This is a genomic window from Marivirga atlantica, assembly GCF_016734805.1.
Taxonomy (GTDB): domain Bacteria; phylum Bacteroidota; class Bacteroidia; order Cytophagales; family Cyclobacteriaceae; genus Marivirga; species Marivirga atlantica.
This window is the reverse complement of record NZ_JAERQG010000004.1, coordinates 137,191-155,273: the sequence shown is the minus strand read 5'-3', so window position 1 is coordinate 155,273 and position 18,083 is coordinate 137,191. Positions and strand designations below refer to the sequence as shown.

Below are 18,083 nucleotides of genomic sequence, written 5' to 3'. Positions count from 1 at the left end.
AGTGGGTAGAAGCATTACATACTTCTTTACGATTTCTCTATTTGCAATTGGTTCAATAGGATCATTATTTGCTCAAAGGCCTGAGCCAATTCAGGACGAGCAAATGACTCCTATTATTGATTCGCTCGAACTTGAGAGAACAAATGTTGAGTTTTTGATTACGGAAGGCATGCACTTTCTTTCAATCGAAAACCAAACGAAGGCATTGAATAGCTTTTTAAAGGCGCATGAGCTAATGCCGGAAAACGCTGCCGTAAACAGCAAGATTGCAGAAATATATCAGCAGTCGGAAGAATATGATAATGCACTTTTTTACGCAGTTAATGCCAATCAGCAGGCACCTGAAAACCACTTCTACGCAGCTCTATTAGCGAATATTCAAACGGAAACGGGAGATTTATCCGGAGCGATTAATACTTATGAAGAACTTTATGAGAATTCTGATGATGCCCCGGATGATTATTTGTTGGAGTTAGCAGCTTTATACATCTATAATAATCAACCATCAAAAGCCTTAAAAACTTATGATAGGATTGAAAACAGATTAGGGATATTAGAGGAAGTAAGTATTCAGAAGCAAAAGATCCTGCTCAAGCAAAATAAGCTAAAGGAAGCAATTGCTGAAGGTGATAAGTTAGTGAAGGCATTTCCCCATGTTGGCAACTATGCCGTTGACTTAGCCCAAATCATGATTTCTAATGATAAGGCGGACGATGCAGTAGAATATTTGACTAACTATTTGGACGAAAATAATAACCAGCCGGTAGCTCATTTGGAATTAGCTGAATTACTGATTCAAAGAAATCTGTATGATCAAGCCTCTATTCATTTGAGAAAAGCTTTTGAGTCGGAAGAGATTTCTTTACAGGATAAGCTCAATAACTTTGTACCGCTAGTAAAACAACTTAACGACAGGGAAGCACTTATTAAAGAGCTGGGTAAGATTTTAGTAGAAGTTCACGCTCAGAATTCAAATGCCTATGCTGCCAATGGTGACTTGTACTTCTCATTAGATCAAAAGGATAGTGCTTTGTTTTTCTACAGAAAAGCTGTTGAGTTTAATGCCTCAAATATGCAATTGTGGCAAAACATTCTCAACCTTGAACTAGAAGCTAAGAACTATGAAAAAGTAGCTAATTATGCCGAAGAAGCTTTGACTTATTTCCCAAACCAACCAGTTATTTATCTTTTTGGAGGAACAGCATATTTTTCAATGAAGAAGTATCAGCAGGCTATTAATATGTGGAAACAAGGAAAAAACATGGTGTTTGGAAATGACCAGTTAAAAAGTACGTTTTCTGCACAAATGGCTGATGCACTACACGCCAGCAAACAATACAAAGAAGCATTCGAAGCTTATGAGGAAGCCATTAAAGCAAATCCTAATAACTATTTTGCCATTAATAATTACGCTTATTATTCCTCTCTAAAAAAGCAAAATCTGGAAAGAGTCAAGAAACTTTCAAAAAGAATGATAGAGGCTAACCCCGAAAATGCTACCTTTTTAGACACTTATGGGTGGGTGCTATTTCAAATGGAAGAATATGATGTGGCTGAGAAACAGTTAAAGAAAGCAGCTGAAATTAATCCTTCAGGTACAATTGTTGAGCACTATGGTGATGTGTTATTCAAATTAGGGAATACTAAAGAGGCACTTACTCAATGGCAAAAGGCTAAGGAAATAGGAGGAGCTTCTGATCGAATCGATAAAAAAATTCAAGATAAACAGTTTTATGAATAAACTTTCAATAGTACTTTTTTCAGTGTTTATACTGCTTTCAGCATGCTCTAAAAAAGCGATTCCTGTATCCACCATCGAGCGTGAATATGGATTGGAAAATTTTGATTTTGAGTATTTACAAGCTAAATCAAAAATCAAGTATGATTCTGAAGATAGGTCTTTGACTTCTTCAGCTACTATCAGAATGAAAAAAGATAGTATCATCTGGATATCGCTTACTCCGGTATTCGGTCTTGAAGCAGCCAGAGGAATGATCACTCGAGATACGGTGGTTTTTATCGACAGGGTAAATAAAGATGTTTACCGATATAATTATAAGTCATTAAGCAGCATGGTCAACTTTGAGGTGAACTATGACATCCTTCAATCAGTGCTTTTAGGTAATCAGGTTTTTAAATTCTTACCTGAGGATAAATATTCCAAAAGCACGAATGAGTTGAAAATTAATCAGCTAAGGCAACGATTTAACGTGACCACACTGGCCGACAAAAACTCTCGTAAAGTAACTAACATTAACGTGAAGGAAGAGCCGGATGGTAATGAAATGTTTATCACTTTTACGGATTTCAATACTGTTGAAAATCAGGCCTTACCATATCAGGCGCTTGTTCTAATTAAGAGTAAAACTGCAGGTAAAATAGAAAATACAGAAGTAGAAATTAACCATTCAAAAGTTGATGTAGGTTCTGAGGCTATTTCATTCCTATTTAGTGTACCTTCGAAGTATGAATAAGAAGTATCTTTTTCTTTTATGCATATGCCTTCTAATTTGTATTCCTGAGCTCCTTGCACAGAAATCCAGATCTGAATTAGAGAAAGAAAAGAAAGAGAACCTACAACGGATTGAGCAGGCTGAAAAAATACTGAATCAAACCACCTCAAAGAAAAAAGCCACTATTGGTCAACTTAACGCTTTAAACTTCAAAATTGAAGTACAGCAGTCGCTTACTAAATCAATTTCAGAAGAGATTAATCTCTTAAATGCAGAAATAAATGAAATAGGTGGAATCATTAATGCCATGCAACGTGATGTTGATAAAATGAAAAAGGAGTATGCTGCAATGTTGTATTCGGCACAGAAAAGCGATCAATCATTGAGTAAGTTGGCTTATGTGTTTGCGGCATCTTCTTTCTATCAAATGCTTATGCGTATGCAGTATATGCAGTATTATGCAAAAGTGCGCAGAAACCAAGCTGAGCAGATTGAGGTCATGAAAGATTTACTAATTGATCAGCAAGCTGAAGCCGAGAAGATCAGATTAGAAAAAAGTACACTTTTACAAGAGCAGATTTTCAGAGTAAAGGAACTGGATAAACTTAAAGTAGATCAAAATAAATTGGTCGCTCAATTAAGCCAAAGAGAGAAAGAAGTTAAAAGTGAAATAAATAAACGAAAAAAGGCTGTTGAAAATTTAGAGAAGGTTATTGCAGAACTCATCAAGAAAGAAATTGAAAAGAGTTCAGCAGGCAAATCATCAACTAAGTTTGCGCTAACACCAGAAGCAAAAGAATTGTCTGATTCTTTCGCGGGCAATAAAAGTAAGCTCTATTGGCCTGTAAGTGCCGGCTTTATTTCACAAAAGTTTGGCCAGCACCCACATCCTGTTTATAAAAACATCACTGTTAATAATGATGGAATTGATATTCAGACTAATCAAAATGAAGAGATAAGAGCTGTTTTTGCTGGAGAAGTAAAATATGTAGCCTTTGTGCCTTCAATGAATAATGTGGTGATGGTACAGCATGGTGAGTATTTTACTGTATACGCCAAACTGAAGGACGTAAAAGTAAAAAAAGGTGATAAACTTGAAGCCAAGCAAGTGCTAGGTACGGTATATACTGATAAAGATGGTACTTCTGAGATTCAATTCCAGGTGTGGCGAAATAATCAAAAGTTAAATCCTGAAAGCTGGTTATTTAAAAAGTAGCAGGAACTTATTTCATTCATTTTATCTTACATCATCAGTCCTCTTTTTGTAATGTGCAATTGGTTAGGACTAATATTATTAATTAACTTTACACCAAATTTAAAAACAAAGCAATGAATACAGTATTTGCATTTCTAGGTGGTTTAGGTGGTTGGGAAATTATGCTGATCATCCTTGTGATTTTGATATTCTTTGGAGCTAAGAGAATACCTGAATTAGCCAGAGGATTAGGTAGAGGCATTAGAGAGTTTAAAGATGCTACCAACGAAATAAAAGACGAAATTGAGGATAACGATAAAAAGTTAAAATCAGACGATAAATAAGCACACACCTTGGTGAGATATCAAAGCCTGTCGCTTTTTCAGGAAGCCCTGAAACAAAAGAATATTGATCTTACATCTGCAGTAAATCATTACTTAAATGCTATTGAAGCTAATAAACAGCTAAATGTTTTTTTAGATGTTTATGCTGATGAGGCACTCGAAAGAGCCAAAATGCTTCAACAAAAATTAGATAAGGGAGATAAGCTGGGAAGGCTTTTCGGTCTTGTGATTGGCATAAAGGATGTTTTGGTTTATAAAAACCATAGCGTAAGAGCAGGGAGTAAAATTCTTGAAGGCTTTGAATCACAGTTCACCGCAACCGCAGTACAACGACTTTTAGAGGAAGATGCCATCATTATTGGTATGCAAAATTGCGATGAATTCGCAATGGGTTCCACTAATGAAAACTCGGCATATGGAGCAACTTTAAATGCTGCCGATCATAATAAGGTGCCGGGAGGATCTTCAGGAGCTTCGGCAGTATCTGTGCAGGCAGGCTTATGTATGGCTGCTTTAGGAACTGATACAGGAGGTTCTGTTAGGCAGCCAGCTGCATTTTGTGGGGTAGTGGGTTTAAAACCTACTTACTCGAGAGTTTCCAGAAATGGACTTATAGCATATGCCTCTTCTTTTGACTGCATTGGTATTTTCACCAACAACATAGAAGATAATGCGCTAATTCTTTCTGTAATTGCAGGGAAAGATGAATTTGATAGTACAGTTTCTTCCGAAGAAGTACCTGAATACCAAAAACACCTTCAACCTAGAGAAAATTATAAGGTGGCCTACATCAAAGAAACTATTGAAAATGAAGGGCTGCAAAGGGAAATAAAAGAGGCTTTAATGCACAAAATCGACCTTTTGAAGCGCAATGGTCATCAGGTTGAAGAAGTTACGCTTCCCCATTTAGAATATTTATTACCCACATATTATATACTCACTACAGCGGAAGCTAGTGCAAATCTTTCAAGGTTTGATGGCGTAAGATATGGGTACAGAGCACCCGAAGCCCATAATCTGGAAAGTATGTATAAGCTGACCAGAACACAAGGTTTTGGTGAAGAGGTTAAACGTAGAATCATGCTTGGCACTTTTGTGCTGAGCGCAAGCTATTATGATGCTTACTATACAAAAGCACAAAAAGTAAGAAGAATCATTCGTGATGAAACCAGAGAAGTGCTCAATAATTACGATTTTATTATCTTACCTACAACACCCACAACAGCATTACCAATGAATTCACAGACCGAGAATCCTGCGGAGATGTATTTAGCGGATGTTTTTACAGTTCAGGCAAATGTTACAGGCATTCCTGCAATATCTATTCCTGCAGGCGTTGATAATGAAAACATGCCAATTGGTATTCAATTAATGGCTGATGTGTTTAAAGAAGATCAGTTATTTGCATTTGCTGACTACCTTATGAAAGCTTAATATTGACTATGAACTTAATAAAGTATCATATTGCCGCTTTACTGATTTTGGGTACGCTAAACTTGAGCGCTCAGTATAATGATGTAGATACTGTCTATAATAGCTACGAATATGTTCCTGACGTAGTAGAAGATACTGTTCAAGCCAGGTTAGCAGCTATTGAAAATGAAATCCCATTAACTTTCAATAATAAGGTTTTAGGCTTCATAAACTATTTTGTCATTAAAGATAGGGCATACACTAAGGGGGTTGCCAAATTGCAATCTCGTTACTTTCCGCTCATAGAAAAATATTTAGAGGAATACGGTCTTCCTGATGAGTTGAAATATTTAGCAATAGTAGAATCTGGCCTAAATCCCGTTGCGCAATCAAGGGCTGGTGCCGTAGGTTTATGGCAGTTTATGCCGCTCACAGGAAGGTTAGATTATGACCTTTACGAAAACTGGTACAATGATGATAAGATGGATTTTGAGAAATCAACCATTGCAGCCTGTCGTTATTTATCATTTCTATATAATTATTTCGATCAGGACTGGCATTTGGCCCTGGCAGCCTATAATACTGGGCCAGGAAATATAAGAAAGGCAATCCGCAGAAGCGGCTATAAAAAATCGTTTTGGGAAATATACCCTTATCTATACAGAGAAACACGTTCATATGTACCTCAATTCATAGCAATTACTTATGCCATGAATTTTATGGAAGAGCATAATATGTTCTTAGATGAAATGGATTATTTACCAGAGTATGATACTATTCAGGTTTCACAGTTTTTAAACCTTAAACTGTTTGCTGAACATACTGGTATTTGTCATCCTACCTTAGAAATGCTTAATCCGGCTATAAAGAAAGGTGCTCTGTCAACGCATAGTAACAAATACGCTTTACGAATACCCAAGCAGCAAAAGGAAATAATAGATGCTAATAGGAATGAGATACTGGCTATAGCTGAGCAAGGAGCAGAGCATTGGGACAAATTAGCGCGAAACGAGGCAGGTAGTACTTATGGTCGCCAAAAGTTAAAATATACGGTAAAGTCAGGCGATGTTTTGGGTAAAATTGCCAACACCTATAATGTGCGCATTGCTGACATTAGGAGTTGGAATAATCTACGATCAAATACAATCCGTATTGGTCAACGTCTTGATATATGGATAGCAGATGGATTTTACGATGAGGTTAACAAGTCTATAGAGGAATACACGAATAAATCCAAAGTTTATAAAGCTGAAAATGGCTATTACAAAGTTCAGCCAGGTGACACCTTATGGGATATCTCACGTAAATTTGAAGGATTAACTGTGGAGAAGTTGAAAAAACTTAATAATTTGGAAGGTAACGCCATAAAACCTGGCCAAAAGCTCAAAGTGAGCTAAATCAGTTATAAGAACACTAAAACCAGCTCTATGAACTCACAAAGATTTTATAACAATCTATTGCTTTTATTATTGATTTCAATTTTCACAGTAGCTTGTGGAGGAAATAAAGAAGATGGTAGTTCTTCTAGTGTTTCAACGATGCAAAAAGCCAGAGGCGAAAATGGTGAGATCATATTGGTAATTGCACCAAACCACTGGGAAGGACCTGTTGGAGAAAAGGTTCGAGAAATATTCAATCAGTCCATAAAAGGAGTTCCTCAAGATGAACCAAAATATAATCTAAAGAAGGCAGATCCTAGCAAATTGAATAGTGTGCTCAAAGCTTCAAAAAATTTGCTTTTTGTAGCAACTACAGATAATAATACATCAGAAGGCAATTACATGAAAAAGTATTTCACTGATAATTCCATTCAACAAATAGAAAATAACCCTAACCTATTCTCTTTTAATCAAAAAGATGTTTATGCAGCTGGTCAAGAAGTACTTTATTTATTTGGTAGAAGTGAAAAAGAGCTTTTAAATAATTTAAATGAACACGAGAAGCAAATCTCGGAATTCTTTAATGCTAAGGAACAAGAAAGGCTTTTAGTCGATTTAAAAAAGTCTGCTTCAACTGGTATTATGAAATTTTTATCTGACACCATTGGTCTTGAGATGCTTGTTCCTTATGGCTATGATATAGCCAAAAAGCAGGAGAATTTCTTATGGGCAAGGTTGCTTGATAATCAGGAAGAATTTAATCTGTGGGTGGCTGAAATGCCTTACAGCAGTGAAGATATGTTCGATCCTGCTAATATGAAGAAAATCAGAAATACATTAGGCAAAAGATATATCACCGATATTGATGATGACTCCTTGTATTTAACAACTCAAGATGAATTACCATTAACCATAGACACTGTAAACCTAAATGGTAATTATGCATTACAGGCCAGAGGTTTATGGAAATATTCTGACAACAGCAGAGGAGGCGCATTTATTAGTTATTTACTGGCTAATGAAGAAACTGGAAAAGCGTATTATGTAGAAGGCTATCTTGACAACCCCGGAAAAGATAAACGCGAGCCTTTAAGAATTCTGGAAACTGTATTAGGTACAACTGATATTCCAGATACGATTAATGACTAATAGCCAGTATTCTGGTTAAACTTAAAAATTTTTGATTAGCACTTATGTCTAAGAAGATAAGAAGAATAGATGCATTAAATTATCACATGCAAGGTACCCCTGGTAAAATAGAGGTAGTACCTACTAAATTACTTAGTTCACAAAATGATTTAGCTTTGGCGTACTCTCCCGGAGTAGCTGAGCCGTGTAAGGAGATAGAGAAAGACAAAGAAAACTCTTATAAATATACTGCCAAAGGAAATCTCGTAGGTGTTATTTCCAATGGTACAGCTGTTCTAGGATTGGGAGATATTGGCCCAGAAGCCTCAAAACCCGTAATGGAAGGTAAGGGAGTTTTATTTAAGAAATTTGCAGGTATAGATGTGTTTGACATCGAAATTGAGGAGAGAGACCCTAAAAAGCTTATTGAGATCATAAAATCTCTTGAGCCTACTTTTGGAGGGATCAACCTTGAAGATATAAAAGCACCCGAGTGTTTTGAGGTTGAGCAGGAATTGAAAAAGCAAATGAACATTCCTGTAATGCATGATGATCAACATGGAACTGCCATTATATCCAGTGCAGCACTTATAAATGCTTTAGAGCTTGCAGGGAAAAAGATTGAGGATGTGAAGCTCGTTGTAAGTGGTGCGGGAGCATCAGCTATTTCATGTACAAAGCTATATCACTCTTTAGGCTTAAAGAAAGAGAATATTTACATGTTCGATAGATCTGGCCTTATCAATAAAGAGCGTGATGATCTTGATGAGAATAGGGCATTTTTTGCGCAGGATAATGCTAAGGGTATCGATAATATTCTGGATGCCATGAAAGGTGCAGATGTGTTTCTGGGCCTTTCAGCCGGAAATGTGATAGGTAAAGAACACATCAAAGCAATGGCTGATAAACCAATAGTATTTGCTTTAGCCAATCCGGACCCTGAAATCCCTTATGATGATGCAATGGCTGCCAGAAAGGATATCATTATGGCCACAGGCCGTTCAGACCATCCTAATCAGGTAAACAATGTATTGGGTTTCCCTTATATTTTTAGAGGAGCTTTAGATGTTAGGGCGACAGCTATTAATGAAGAAATGAAATTAGCTGCGGCTTATGCTATTGCTGATTTGGCCAAGCAGCCAGTACCTGAATTGGTAAACAAGGCTTACGATGACCAAAAAATTGTTTTCGGAGAAGAATATTTAATTCCAAAACCACTTGATCCACGTTTAATCACCACTATTTCTCCAGCTGTTGCCAAAGCAGCAATTGAATCAGGAGTAGCCAAAACAAAAATTACGGATTGGGCAGCCTACGAAGTTGAATTACAAAAAAGAATAGGAGTTGATCATAAATTGATGAACCGAATTCTTTCAAAGGCTAAGAAAGATCCTAAACGTGTTGTTTTTGCTGAAGCAGACAATGTTAAGATATTGAAAGCTGCTCAGATGGTGATAGATGAAGGCATTGCCAAACCAATCCTTCTGGGGAATAAAACTAAAATTGATGAACTTATAAATGAGCATCAATTGGATATTGAAGGTTGCGAAATCATCGATACCTTCCAGCAAGATAAGAAGAGAGAAGAATTCGGTAAGATGTTTTACGAGAAGAGAAAGCGTAAAGGTGTTACTGAATATGAAGCAGTCAAGTTGATGCGTGACAGAAACTACTTTGGTAGTATGATGGTAGAAGTGGGTGAAGCTGATGCTATGATTTCAGGATTAACAAAAGATTATCCGAAAACAGTAAGACCAGCATTGGAAATTATAGGGCCTGAACCAGGAAAACGTGTGGCAGGTATGTACATTCTATTTACATCAAAAGGTACTTTCTTCTTTTCAGATACCACTGTTAATACTAATCCTACGGTAGATCAATTAGTTGATATTATAGGATTAACAGCAAGAGGTGCTAAATTTTTTGGTATAGATCCGCGCATGGCAATGCTGTCTTACTCTAATTTTGGGTCAAGTAAAGGTGATATACCTTATAAGGTTTCCAAAGCGAGAGAAATTGCAAAAGAGCGCTGGCCAAACCTTGTTATCGATGGAGATATTCAAGCTAATATTGCCGTAAATAAGGAGTTGTTAACAGAGACTTATCCTTTTAGCGAGTTAGCTGAAAAAGGTGCTAATACTTTTATATTTCCTAATCTGGAGTCTGGTAATATTGCTTATAAACTATTAATGGAGCTCGGGAATGCAGAAGCCATCGGGCCAATTTTGATGGGTATGAATAAGCCTGTTCATATTCTCCAATTAGGTAGTTCTATAAGAGAAATTGTAAATATGGTGGCTATTGCTGTGGTAGACGCCCAAATCCAAAATAATCAGATTAGTATATGATAGCATACTTAAAAGGAGAAATCCAGTCTCTGGAAGCAACCTATTTAATAATTGATGTTGCCGGAGTAGGTTATCATGTAAATATTCCATTATCAGCATTTGATGCTTTTAAAGGACAAAAAACGGCTACAGTGTTAACGCATCTTCATATTAAAGAAGATGCACATACACTGTATGGTTTTCAATCTGCAGTAGAGAAAGCTGTTTTCTTAGATTTAATTGGGATATCTGGAATAGGGCCTTCAACAGCTCTGGGCATGTTGTCTGCCATGAATCCTAATGAAATTAAGGGTGCAATAGCAGCTGAAAATGTAAAGCAGATACAATCAATAAAAGGTATTGGAGCTAAAACAGCTCAAAGAGTAATCCTCGAACTTAAAGATAAGTTCAGGAAGGAAGATCTTCTTGAAGAATCTTCACCTTCTTCAGTAATTTCAAACAATAGCGTGAAAAAAGAAGCGTTATCTGCATTAATTAATTTAGGATTTGCTAAAAACTCAGCCGAAAAAGTAATTGATAAGATTTTGCAAAAGCAGGGTGAAAAATTATCTTTGGAGGAATTGATAAAGCAAGCCTTAAAATCAGCCTAAACCATTAATTATTTTGCAGAGTAAAAGGATTAATCTTCTTTTATGGGTTATTTCTGTTTTTTCCTTTTTATGTGGACCACATCTATACGGAGAAACTAACGAAAACAATTTATTATTGTTTCAACAGGTTGCGCAACAACAGGATTCTGTTGCTAGTGACAGCACAAAAACTGACTCGGTAAGAAATTACCAACCGACCAAAAGGCCTACCTACCAGGCACAAGATAGATATGGAGACCCCTTCTCTTCCAATCTAAGTCAAAGTCCTCTTTTATTAGGTGACCCTGCTGCATTAAGCCTGGATGTGGAAATTGATACCGGTTTGAACTACACCATCTACGAAAAGATAGGTGACATCAATTACAGGCCAACCAGTTCCATGAGCTTTGAAGAGTTTAATCAATACCAAAACGAGAAGATTCTCAATGATTATTGGCGTGAGCGATCATTAGGGCTTGATGGAGAAAGTGCGGTAAGCGGAAGGTCTTTAATTCCACCACTTTATGTGAGTCCTGCATTTGACAGATTGTTTGGTGGTAGTTTTGTTGAAATTATTCCTAATGGCTTTGTTACACTTGACTTCGGAGCACGCTTTACCAGAAATAAGGATCCTAATATACCGGTAAGATCCCAACGATATTCAAGCTTTGAATTTGAGCCTCAGATAAACATGAATGCCGTTGGTAAGGTTGGAGAGAAGCTCGCTGTAACGGCAAATTTTGCTAATAATAACTCATTCGATTACCAAAACGACCTTAAGGTAGAATACACAGGCTACGAGGAAGAAATTATCAAGAAAATTGAAATTGGTAATGTGAGCATGCCGGTTAATAACTCTTTGATAACTGGTGCTCAGAACTTATTTGGAGTAAAAACGCAACTCCAATTCGGACACTTATATGTGACAAGTGTTGCCTCAACCCAAAGAGGTACAGCCGAGACTATTACAGTTTCTGGTGGTCAGGGTCAACGACAAGAGTTTGAAGTGCGCTCATCTGATTATGATGAAAACAGGCATTTCTTCTTAGGTCATTTCTTTAGAGATAATTACGAAAGGTGGCTTAATGGCTTACCTCGCTTAAACTCAGGTGTTAATGTAACACGTGTAGAGGTTTTTGTAATTAACCGAACGCAAAACACCAATAGCCAAAGAAGAATCGCTGCTTTCATGGATATAGGTGAGGCAAACCCAGTTAATATGGGTAACACAGATTATTTGGAGAACCAACAAGGAAATCTTCCTACAGATAATCAAATTAACAGCTTGTGGTCACAGGTGCAGTCATATCCTAAGGATTATGATTCATTTGTTGATGCTGTTAGCGCTGATCCGGATCTCACAAGAACGGAAGATTATGAGGCGATTAATGTGGCCAGAAAACTGGAAGCTTCTGAATATACTTTTGATGCCCGGCTCGGCTATGTTAGTCTACAAAGACAATTACAGAACGATGAGATGTTGGCTGTGTCTTATGAATACTCTTATAATGGACAAAGATTTGTTGTCGGTGAATTATCAGAAACTTATGGTGTTAGGGCTGATAATGAAGTGGCTATTCTAAAATTACTAAGACCTTCAAAGGTAAATATTGATGCGCCTACCTGGGATTTGATGATGAAGAATATTTACAACTTACCAGGTAATCAGATCACTCAAGATAATTTTCAGCTAAGAATCATTTACAGAGATGATAGAACAGGTCAGGATAACCCAAGTTTGCACGAAAGCTCTTTGAAGGATATTCCATTATTAAGACTTTTCAATCTTGATAGTCTTAACCAAAATGGTGATCCACAGCCTGATGGTAATTTTGACTACATACCTGATGTGACCATAGATGAATCTAATGGTAGAATTATATTTCCAGTGCTTGAACCTTTCGGAATGAGCCTAAATGAGCTCTTTTTGCAGGAAGAACAGTCGTTTAAAGGTAAGTATGTATTTAATACGCTATATGAATCAACCAAAAACGATGCGCAACAGCTTACCTCCAAAGATAAATTCTTCATTAAAGGGCAATATGCAAGTGGCTCATCAACAGAAATTGCACTTCCAGGAATTAATATTTCACCAGAATCGGTAGTGGTAAGCTCTGGTGGAACGCAACTAACACCTAACATTGATTATCGTGTTGATCCTAATCTGGGAAGGGTAACCATACTTAATCAAGGTATTTTAAATTCGGGAAGAGACATCACCATCAGCTTTGAACGAGAAGATTTATTCAACTTTCAATCAAAATCTTTAATCGGTACCCGCTTCGATTACATCATTAGTGATAAAATTAACTTTGGAGCTACCGTTTTAAGACATACACAACGTCCTTTAGGTGTGTCGAGATATTCTATCGGTTCAGAACCAACAAATAATACTAAATGGGGACTTGATATTAACTACAGTAGTGAAGCACCATTCCTAACAAAAGCTGTAGACGCTATTCCATTTATTGATACCAAGGCGCCATCAACCGTAACTTTTAGAGGTGAATTTGCTCAGATGATTCCTGGAACGTCAAATCAAGTAAATGGTGAGGGGGCTTCTTATATAGATGACTTTGAGCAATCGGTTACCATTAATAATTTGGGATCAGATGTAACTAGCTGGAATATAGCCTCAACGCCTGAGACAAACGACAACCGATATGTAGGATCGGGAAAATATGCAGCCAATAAGAAGAGAGCAAAGCTGGCGTGGTATCAAATTGAACAGATTATATATAATACCAACGGAGCGAATGTTCCTGAAATCTCTGAAGCTTCTTTGCAAAACCATTATTCTCGTTTCATTGCTCCACAGGAGATATATAAAAACAGAGATAGAAATATTGGTATTAATGCGCTTCCAGTCTTCAATTTAGCTTATTATCCTTCTGAGAGAGGTATGTACAATTACACTTCCGACTTAACAACTGATGGAATGCTCAAGAACCCAAGAGAAAACTGGGGAGGTATTACCAGGGCAGTAACTTCAGAAGTTGATTTTGATAAGGCTAACATTGAATATATTGAGTTCTGGATGCTTGATCCTTTCATTGACACGCCTCGTGGTGTAATCGATGATGGTTCTACAAATCCTACCTCAAATACAACGGGTGGAAAATTGATTTTTCACTTAGGAAGTGTTTCCGAAGATTTACTTCCGGATAATAAGCTATCATATGAAAATGGTCTGCCTGAGGACAACAATGGAGCGGATGTGGTGATAACGGATTTTGCCAGAGTACCTGGAGATGCGCCTATTAATGAGGCTTTTTCCAATCAAGCAGGTGCCAGAGAGAATCAGGATGTGGGTTTAGATGGTGTGAGAAATGATGAAGAAGCAGCTTTTTTTCAAGAATTTATTGACGAGATCAATGGTAATGCCGGTATCTCTGCTGAAGCCAAGGAAGCCATTATTAATGACCCTTCGGCTGACAACTTCCGATATTTCTTAGGTGATGATTTTGATGCAAGACAAGCTTCAATTCTTGAACGATACAAGAATTTCAACAACTACGAGAATAACACACCAATAGCAACCAATAATCAAGAATTCAATCCATCAGGCTCTAGAACACCTGATAGTGAAGATCTAAATAATGACAGAACTGTAGCAACACTAGAAGAATATTACGAATATGAAGTGGCACTAAGTAAAGATCAGTTAAGTGTTGCAGACAATCCACTTATCGTTGATGAAGCAACTTCAGAGGATGAAGGTGTTAAGTGGTATTTATTCAGGATTCCTATACGTGAACCTTCGGCTTCTTTTGGCGGTATAAATGGTTATAAGTCTATCAGGTACATCAGAACTATTTTAACAGATTTTCAGCAGCCTGCCGTGTTAAGAATGGCTGATTTTAGATTAGTGGGCTCTCAGTGGCGAGAGTATCAGGGTTCTCTTGCCAAAAGTGGCATTTCGGAAACACCAGAGAATAAGGATGCTAACTTAACCGTATCAGTTGTTAGTATAGAAGCTAATTCTGAAACCGGAGAAGGTAAAGTGCCTTATGTTCTTCCACCTGGTATTCAGAGAGATCAGGACATTTCAGCCGCTGCCAATCAGGTAAGACAAAATGAGCAATCCATTCAATTATGTGTTGATGATTTTGAAGATGGCGAGGCCGTAGCAGCTTTCAAGAATGTGAATTTTGATTTGGTAAATTATGGCAGACTTAAGATGTTTTTACATGCGCAAAGTCCTAATGCAACGGATGATGAAGTAGTTGCTTTTGTAAGGCTGGGTACTGACTTTGATGACAACTATTACGAAATAGAACTTCCGTTAAAAATAACTCCTTATCAGTCAATAGATCCGGCAGTAATATGGCCAGAACAGAATGAAATAAACCTGGCGTTTGATCAGCTTTATCAATTAAAGTCAAGAAGAAATAGATCTTTAGGCATCAATAATGTGCTGCTTCCTTATTCAGAAGAGTTCGGTAAGTATACCTTAACAGTAAGAGGTAGGCCTGATATGAGTTCTCTGCAAACGATTATGATTGGTCTAAGAAATCCTAGAGGAGGAGGCTCCGCACCAAAAGATATTTGTATTTGGGCAAATGAGATGCGTGTTACTGACTTTGATCAAACATCAGGTTGGGCAGCAAATGCGACTCTTAATACACAGTTGGCCGATTTCGCTAATATCACTACTAGTACTCAGTATACATCTGTTGGTTTTGGTGGTATTGAGCAAAATATATCTGAGCGTACCAGAGAGCGTTCAACTGGTTTTGATGTTTCAGCCAATATTAGTCTGGGTAAGTTCTTTAAGGAAGAAAGCGGCATTAAAATACCGATGTATTTAGGCTATCAAACTTTCACAGCAGTTCCATTTTTTGATCCCACAGACCCGGATATACCGCTGACTGCCGCTCTGCAGGGTATTGAAGATGCTGAAGAAAGAGAGAATTACCGCAACATTGTTATAGATCAGGAGAGAAGGCGAAGTATCAACTTTACTAATGTTAGAAAGGAGAGAAAGAACACTGAAAAACTAGCGTGGCCAATTGCCATTTCTAATTTCGACTTCACTTATGCTTACAGCGAACAAACTAGAAGTAACCTGCAAACGGCATCATATGAAAATAGAAATTATAAAGGAGCCGTTGGCTATAATTATACCTTCCCTAATGGAAGTATGGCACCATTCGAGACTTCAGAGAAGCTTAAATCACCTTATCTTAAAATCATAAAAGATATCAACATCAATCCTTTACCGGCAAGTTTTGGCTTTAGGGCAGATTTGGATAGAAGCTATATTAAGACCCAGTTAAGAAATGATAGACTTACTATTGATGGTATAGAACCTCAATTTGAAAAGAGTTTTACAATGGCGAGGTCTTACAACCTGAACTGGAATTTAATGCAAAATTTGAATGTGAATTATACAGCCAGAGCTTTTGCTATTATTGATGAGCCTGCCGGAGAAATAAACACAGAAGCTAAAAATGATTCCATATTGAATAACCTGAGTAATTTAGGTAGGATGAAGTCTTTCGATCAAAGTGTTGTGACCGGATATACGGTTCCTTTAAATAAAATACCTTTTACAGACTGGATTACGGCAGATTTAAGATATAAAGTTGACTTCAACTGGACTTCAGGCTCATTAGGTCAGATAGATTCATTGGGTCATGTAATACAAAACAGTTCGGAATACGGTATTAATGCTGGCCTTAATATGAATAAGCTTTATAATAAGGTGAAAATACTTAATCAAATTAATAATCCTCCTAGGTTACGTGCTGGTCAGAAGGACACCACTTTTCAATCACCGGGAGGTAAATTGACGAAAGGGCTTTTAAAGTTATTAATGTCTGTAAAAAATGTTACTGGTTCATATTCTTTAAGAGGAGGAACATTATTACCAGGTTATAGGTATAGGCCATATCTGTTTGGTTTAGATTCTTCTTTTAATGCTCCGGGCTTACCCTTCATTTTTGGTAATCAGGATGCTGATATTCGCTTTAGAGCGGCAGATAATGATTGGTTAACCAAATCAGAGTCTCAGAATGCTTTTTTCACTCAGTCTACGGTCGAAAGTATTAATCTGAAGGCAATACTGGAGCCAGCTAAAGACTTAAACGTTCAGTTAGATTTTAACAGAGTAATTAATGATAATTATCAGGAGAATTTCAGGTATGTGGAATCTCTTGATCGATTTGATAACCTAACACCATCCAGAAGTGGTAACTATGTGTTGAGTTATAGCATTATCAATACAGCCTTCACAAAATCTACGGAAGATGATGCACCAATCTTCGAACAATTCAGAGAAAACAGAGAGATAATCAGGCAAAGATTAGAACAGGCAAACCCTAATGATTCTGAAGGTGCATTCTATTTACTTAACCAACAAGATGTTTTAATTCCAGCATTTCTGGCAGCCTATAGAGGTAAAAGTGCTAATGAGGTTGATTTGAATCCTTTTCCTCAGATTCCTCTGCCGAACTGGCGAGTGGACTATAAAGGTTTGAGTAATATTAAAGCTATAAAAGAAGTGTTCCCTTCAGTAACGCTGAGCCATTCGTATGTTTCTACCTTCAACGTTAGTAATTATGTGAATAATACGACCTATGATAATGAGGGTCTAATTAACTTAAATAATAGTATTACCAACTATCCTTTTCCATCAGAACCTGCTGATAGCGGTTATTACTTACCAGTTTATAATATTGGTCAGGTATTAATATCTGAAAAATTCTCACCACTGATAGGGGTTAATCTTAGAACAAAAGGCAGGTTAACCGCTAAAGTAGAATACAGAAAAGAAAGAAACCTGGCTCTTAGTACATCAACATCTCAATTAACCGATCAGCGTAGTAACGACTTTGTGCTTGATATAGGCTTTACCGACCCTAGCTTCAAATTGCCTTTTAAAGTGAAAGGTAGAGTTGTTTCTCTCAAAAATGATTTAACAATGCAGTTGAGCGTAACAGTCAGGGATACGGAAACTATTCAACGTTCAGTTGGTGATGGTGATAGTGAAACTGTTGATGGAAATTTGAATTTCCAACTCCGGCCAACAGTTAACTATACTGTTAATGAGCGTCTTAATCTTAATTTGTACTACCAACGAAACTTTAATGAGCCTAAGTTGACTAATTCGTTTCCTACCACAAATACAGCTTTTGGTGTACAAATTAGATTTGGGTTACAATAATATTTTTCTGTAACAAAAATGAATGTATTTTTGGGTACCTTTTCAGGTAACTCTAAAATCATATTTTAAACTAATTAATAAGTTAC

Annotated in this window: 10 protein-coding genes; all 10 read left to right on the top strand. The window is 37.0% G+C overall.

Annotated features, from left to right (window positions below; all coding sequences use genetic code 11):
• Nucleotide 1 precedes the first annotated feature (1 nt).
• The 10 genes from JKP34_RS18375 to sov all read left to right on the top strand — a co-directional run bounded on the left by JKP34_RS18375 (nt 2) and on the right by sov (nt 17,997).
• Nucleotides 2-1,741, top strand: a complete 1,740-nt coding sequence (locus JKP34_RS18375) for a tetratricopeptide repeat protein (RefSeq protein ID WP_201923253.1) — start codon at nt 2-4, stop codon at nt 1,739-1,741.
• Nucleotides 1,734-2,474, top strand: a complete 741-nt coding sequence (locus JKP34_RS14950; RefSeq protein WP_201923250.1) for a DUF4292 domain-containing protein — start codon at nt 1,734-1,736, stop codon at nt 2,472-2,474. Before JKP34_RS18375 ends, JKP34_RS14950 begins: the two co-directional genes overlap by 8 nt.
• A complete protein-coding gene (locus tag JKP34_RS14945; protein WP_201923248.1) occupies nt 2,467-3,669 on the top strand; it encodes a murein hydrolase activator EnvC family protein in 1,203 nt (400 codons plus the stop codon). The genes JKP34_RS14950 and JKP34_RS14945 overlap by 8 nt, the downstream gene beginning before the upstream one ends.
• A 113-nt stretch (nt 3,670-3,782) precedes the next feature.
• Nucleotides 3,783-3,992, top strand: coding sequence for a Sec-independent protein translocase subunit TatA/TatB (locus JKP34_RS14940; protein WP_201923246.1), 210 nt, complete (start codon nt 3,783-3,785; stop codon nt 3,990-3,992).
• Nucleotides 3,993-4,001: 9 nt separating this feature from the next.
• Nucleotides 4,002-5,426, top strand: a complete 1,425-nt coding sequence (gene gatA / locus JKP34_RS14935) for an Asp-tRNA(Asn)/Glu-tRNA(Gln) amidotransferase subunit GatA (RefSeq protein ID WP_201923244.1) — start codon at nt 4,002-4,004, stop codon at nt 5,424-5,426.
• 8 nt (nt 5,427-5,434) lie between these two features.
• Nucleotides 5,435-6,802, top strand: coding sequence for a lytic transglycosylase domain-containing protein (locus tag JKP34_RS14930; protein WP_201923241.1), 1,368 nt, complete (start codon nt 5,435-5,437; stop codon nt 6,800-6,802).
• Nucleotides 6,803-6,832: 30 nt separating this feature from the next.
• Nucleotides 6,833-7,933, top strand: a complete 1,101-nt coding sequence (locus JKP34_RS14925) for a DUF4837 family protein (protein ID WP_201923239.1) — start codon at nt 6,833-6,835, stop codon at nt 7,931-7,933.
• A 44-nt stretch (nt 7,934-7,977) separates the two neighbouring features.
• Nucleotides 7,978-10,260 carry an NADP-dependent malic enzyme gene (locus JKP34_RS14920; RefSeq protein WP_201923237.1) on the top strand — a complete coding sequence of 761 codons (2,283 nt, stop codon included), beginning with the start codon at nt 7,978-7,980 and terminating at the stop codon, nt 10,258-10,260.
• Nucleotides 10,257-10,850: a Holliday junction branch migration protein RuvA gene (gene ruvA, locus JKP34_RS14915; protein WP_201923235.1), complete on the top strand. Its 594-nt coding sequence runs from the start codon at nt 10,257-10,259 to the stop codon at nt 10,848-10,850. The genes JKP34_RS14920 and ruvA overlap by 4 nt, the downstream gene beginning before the upstream one ends.
• A gap of 13 nt (nt 10,851-10,863) precedes the next feature.
• A complete protein-coding gene (gene sov, locus JKP34_RS14910) occupies nt 10,864-17,997 on the top strand; it encodes a T9SS outer membrane translocon Sov/SprA (RefSeq protein ID WP_201923233.1) in 7,134 nt (2,377 codons plus the stop codon).
• The last annotated feature ends 86 nt before the right edge of the window (nt 17,998-18,083 follow it).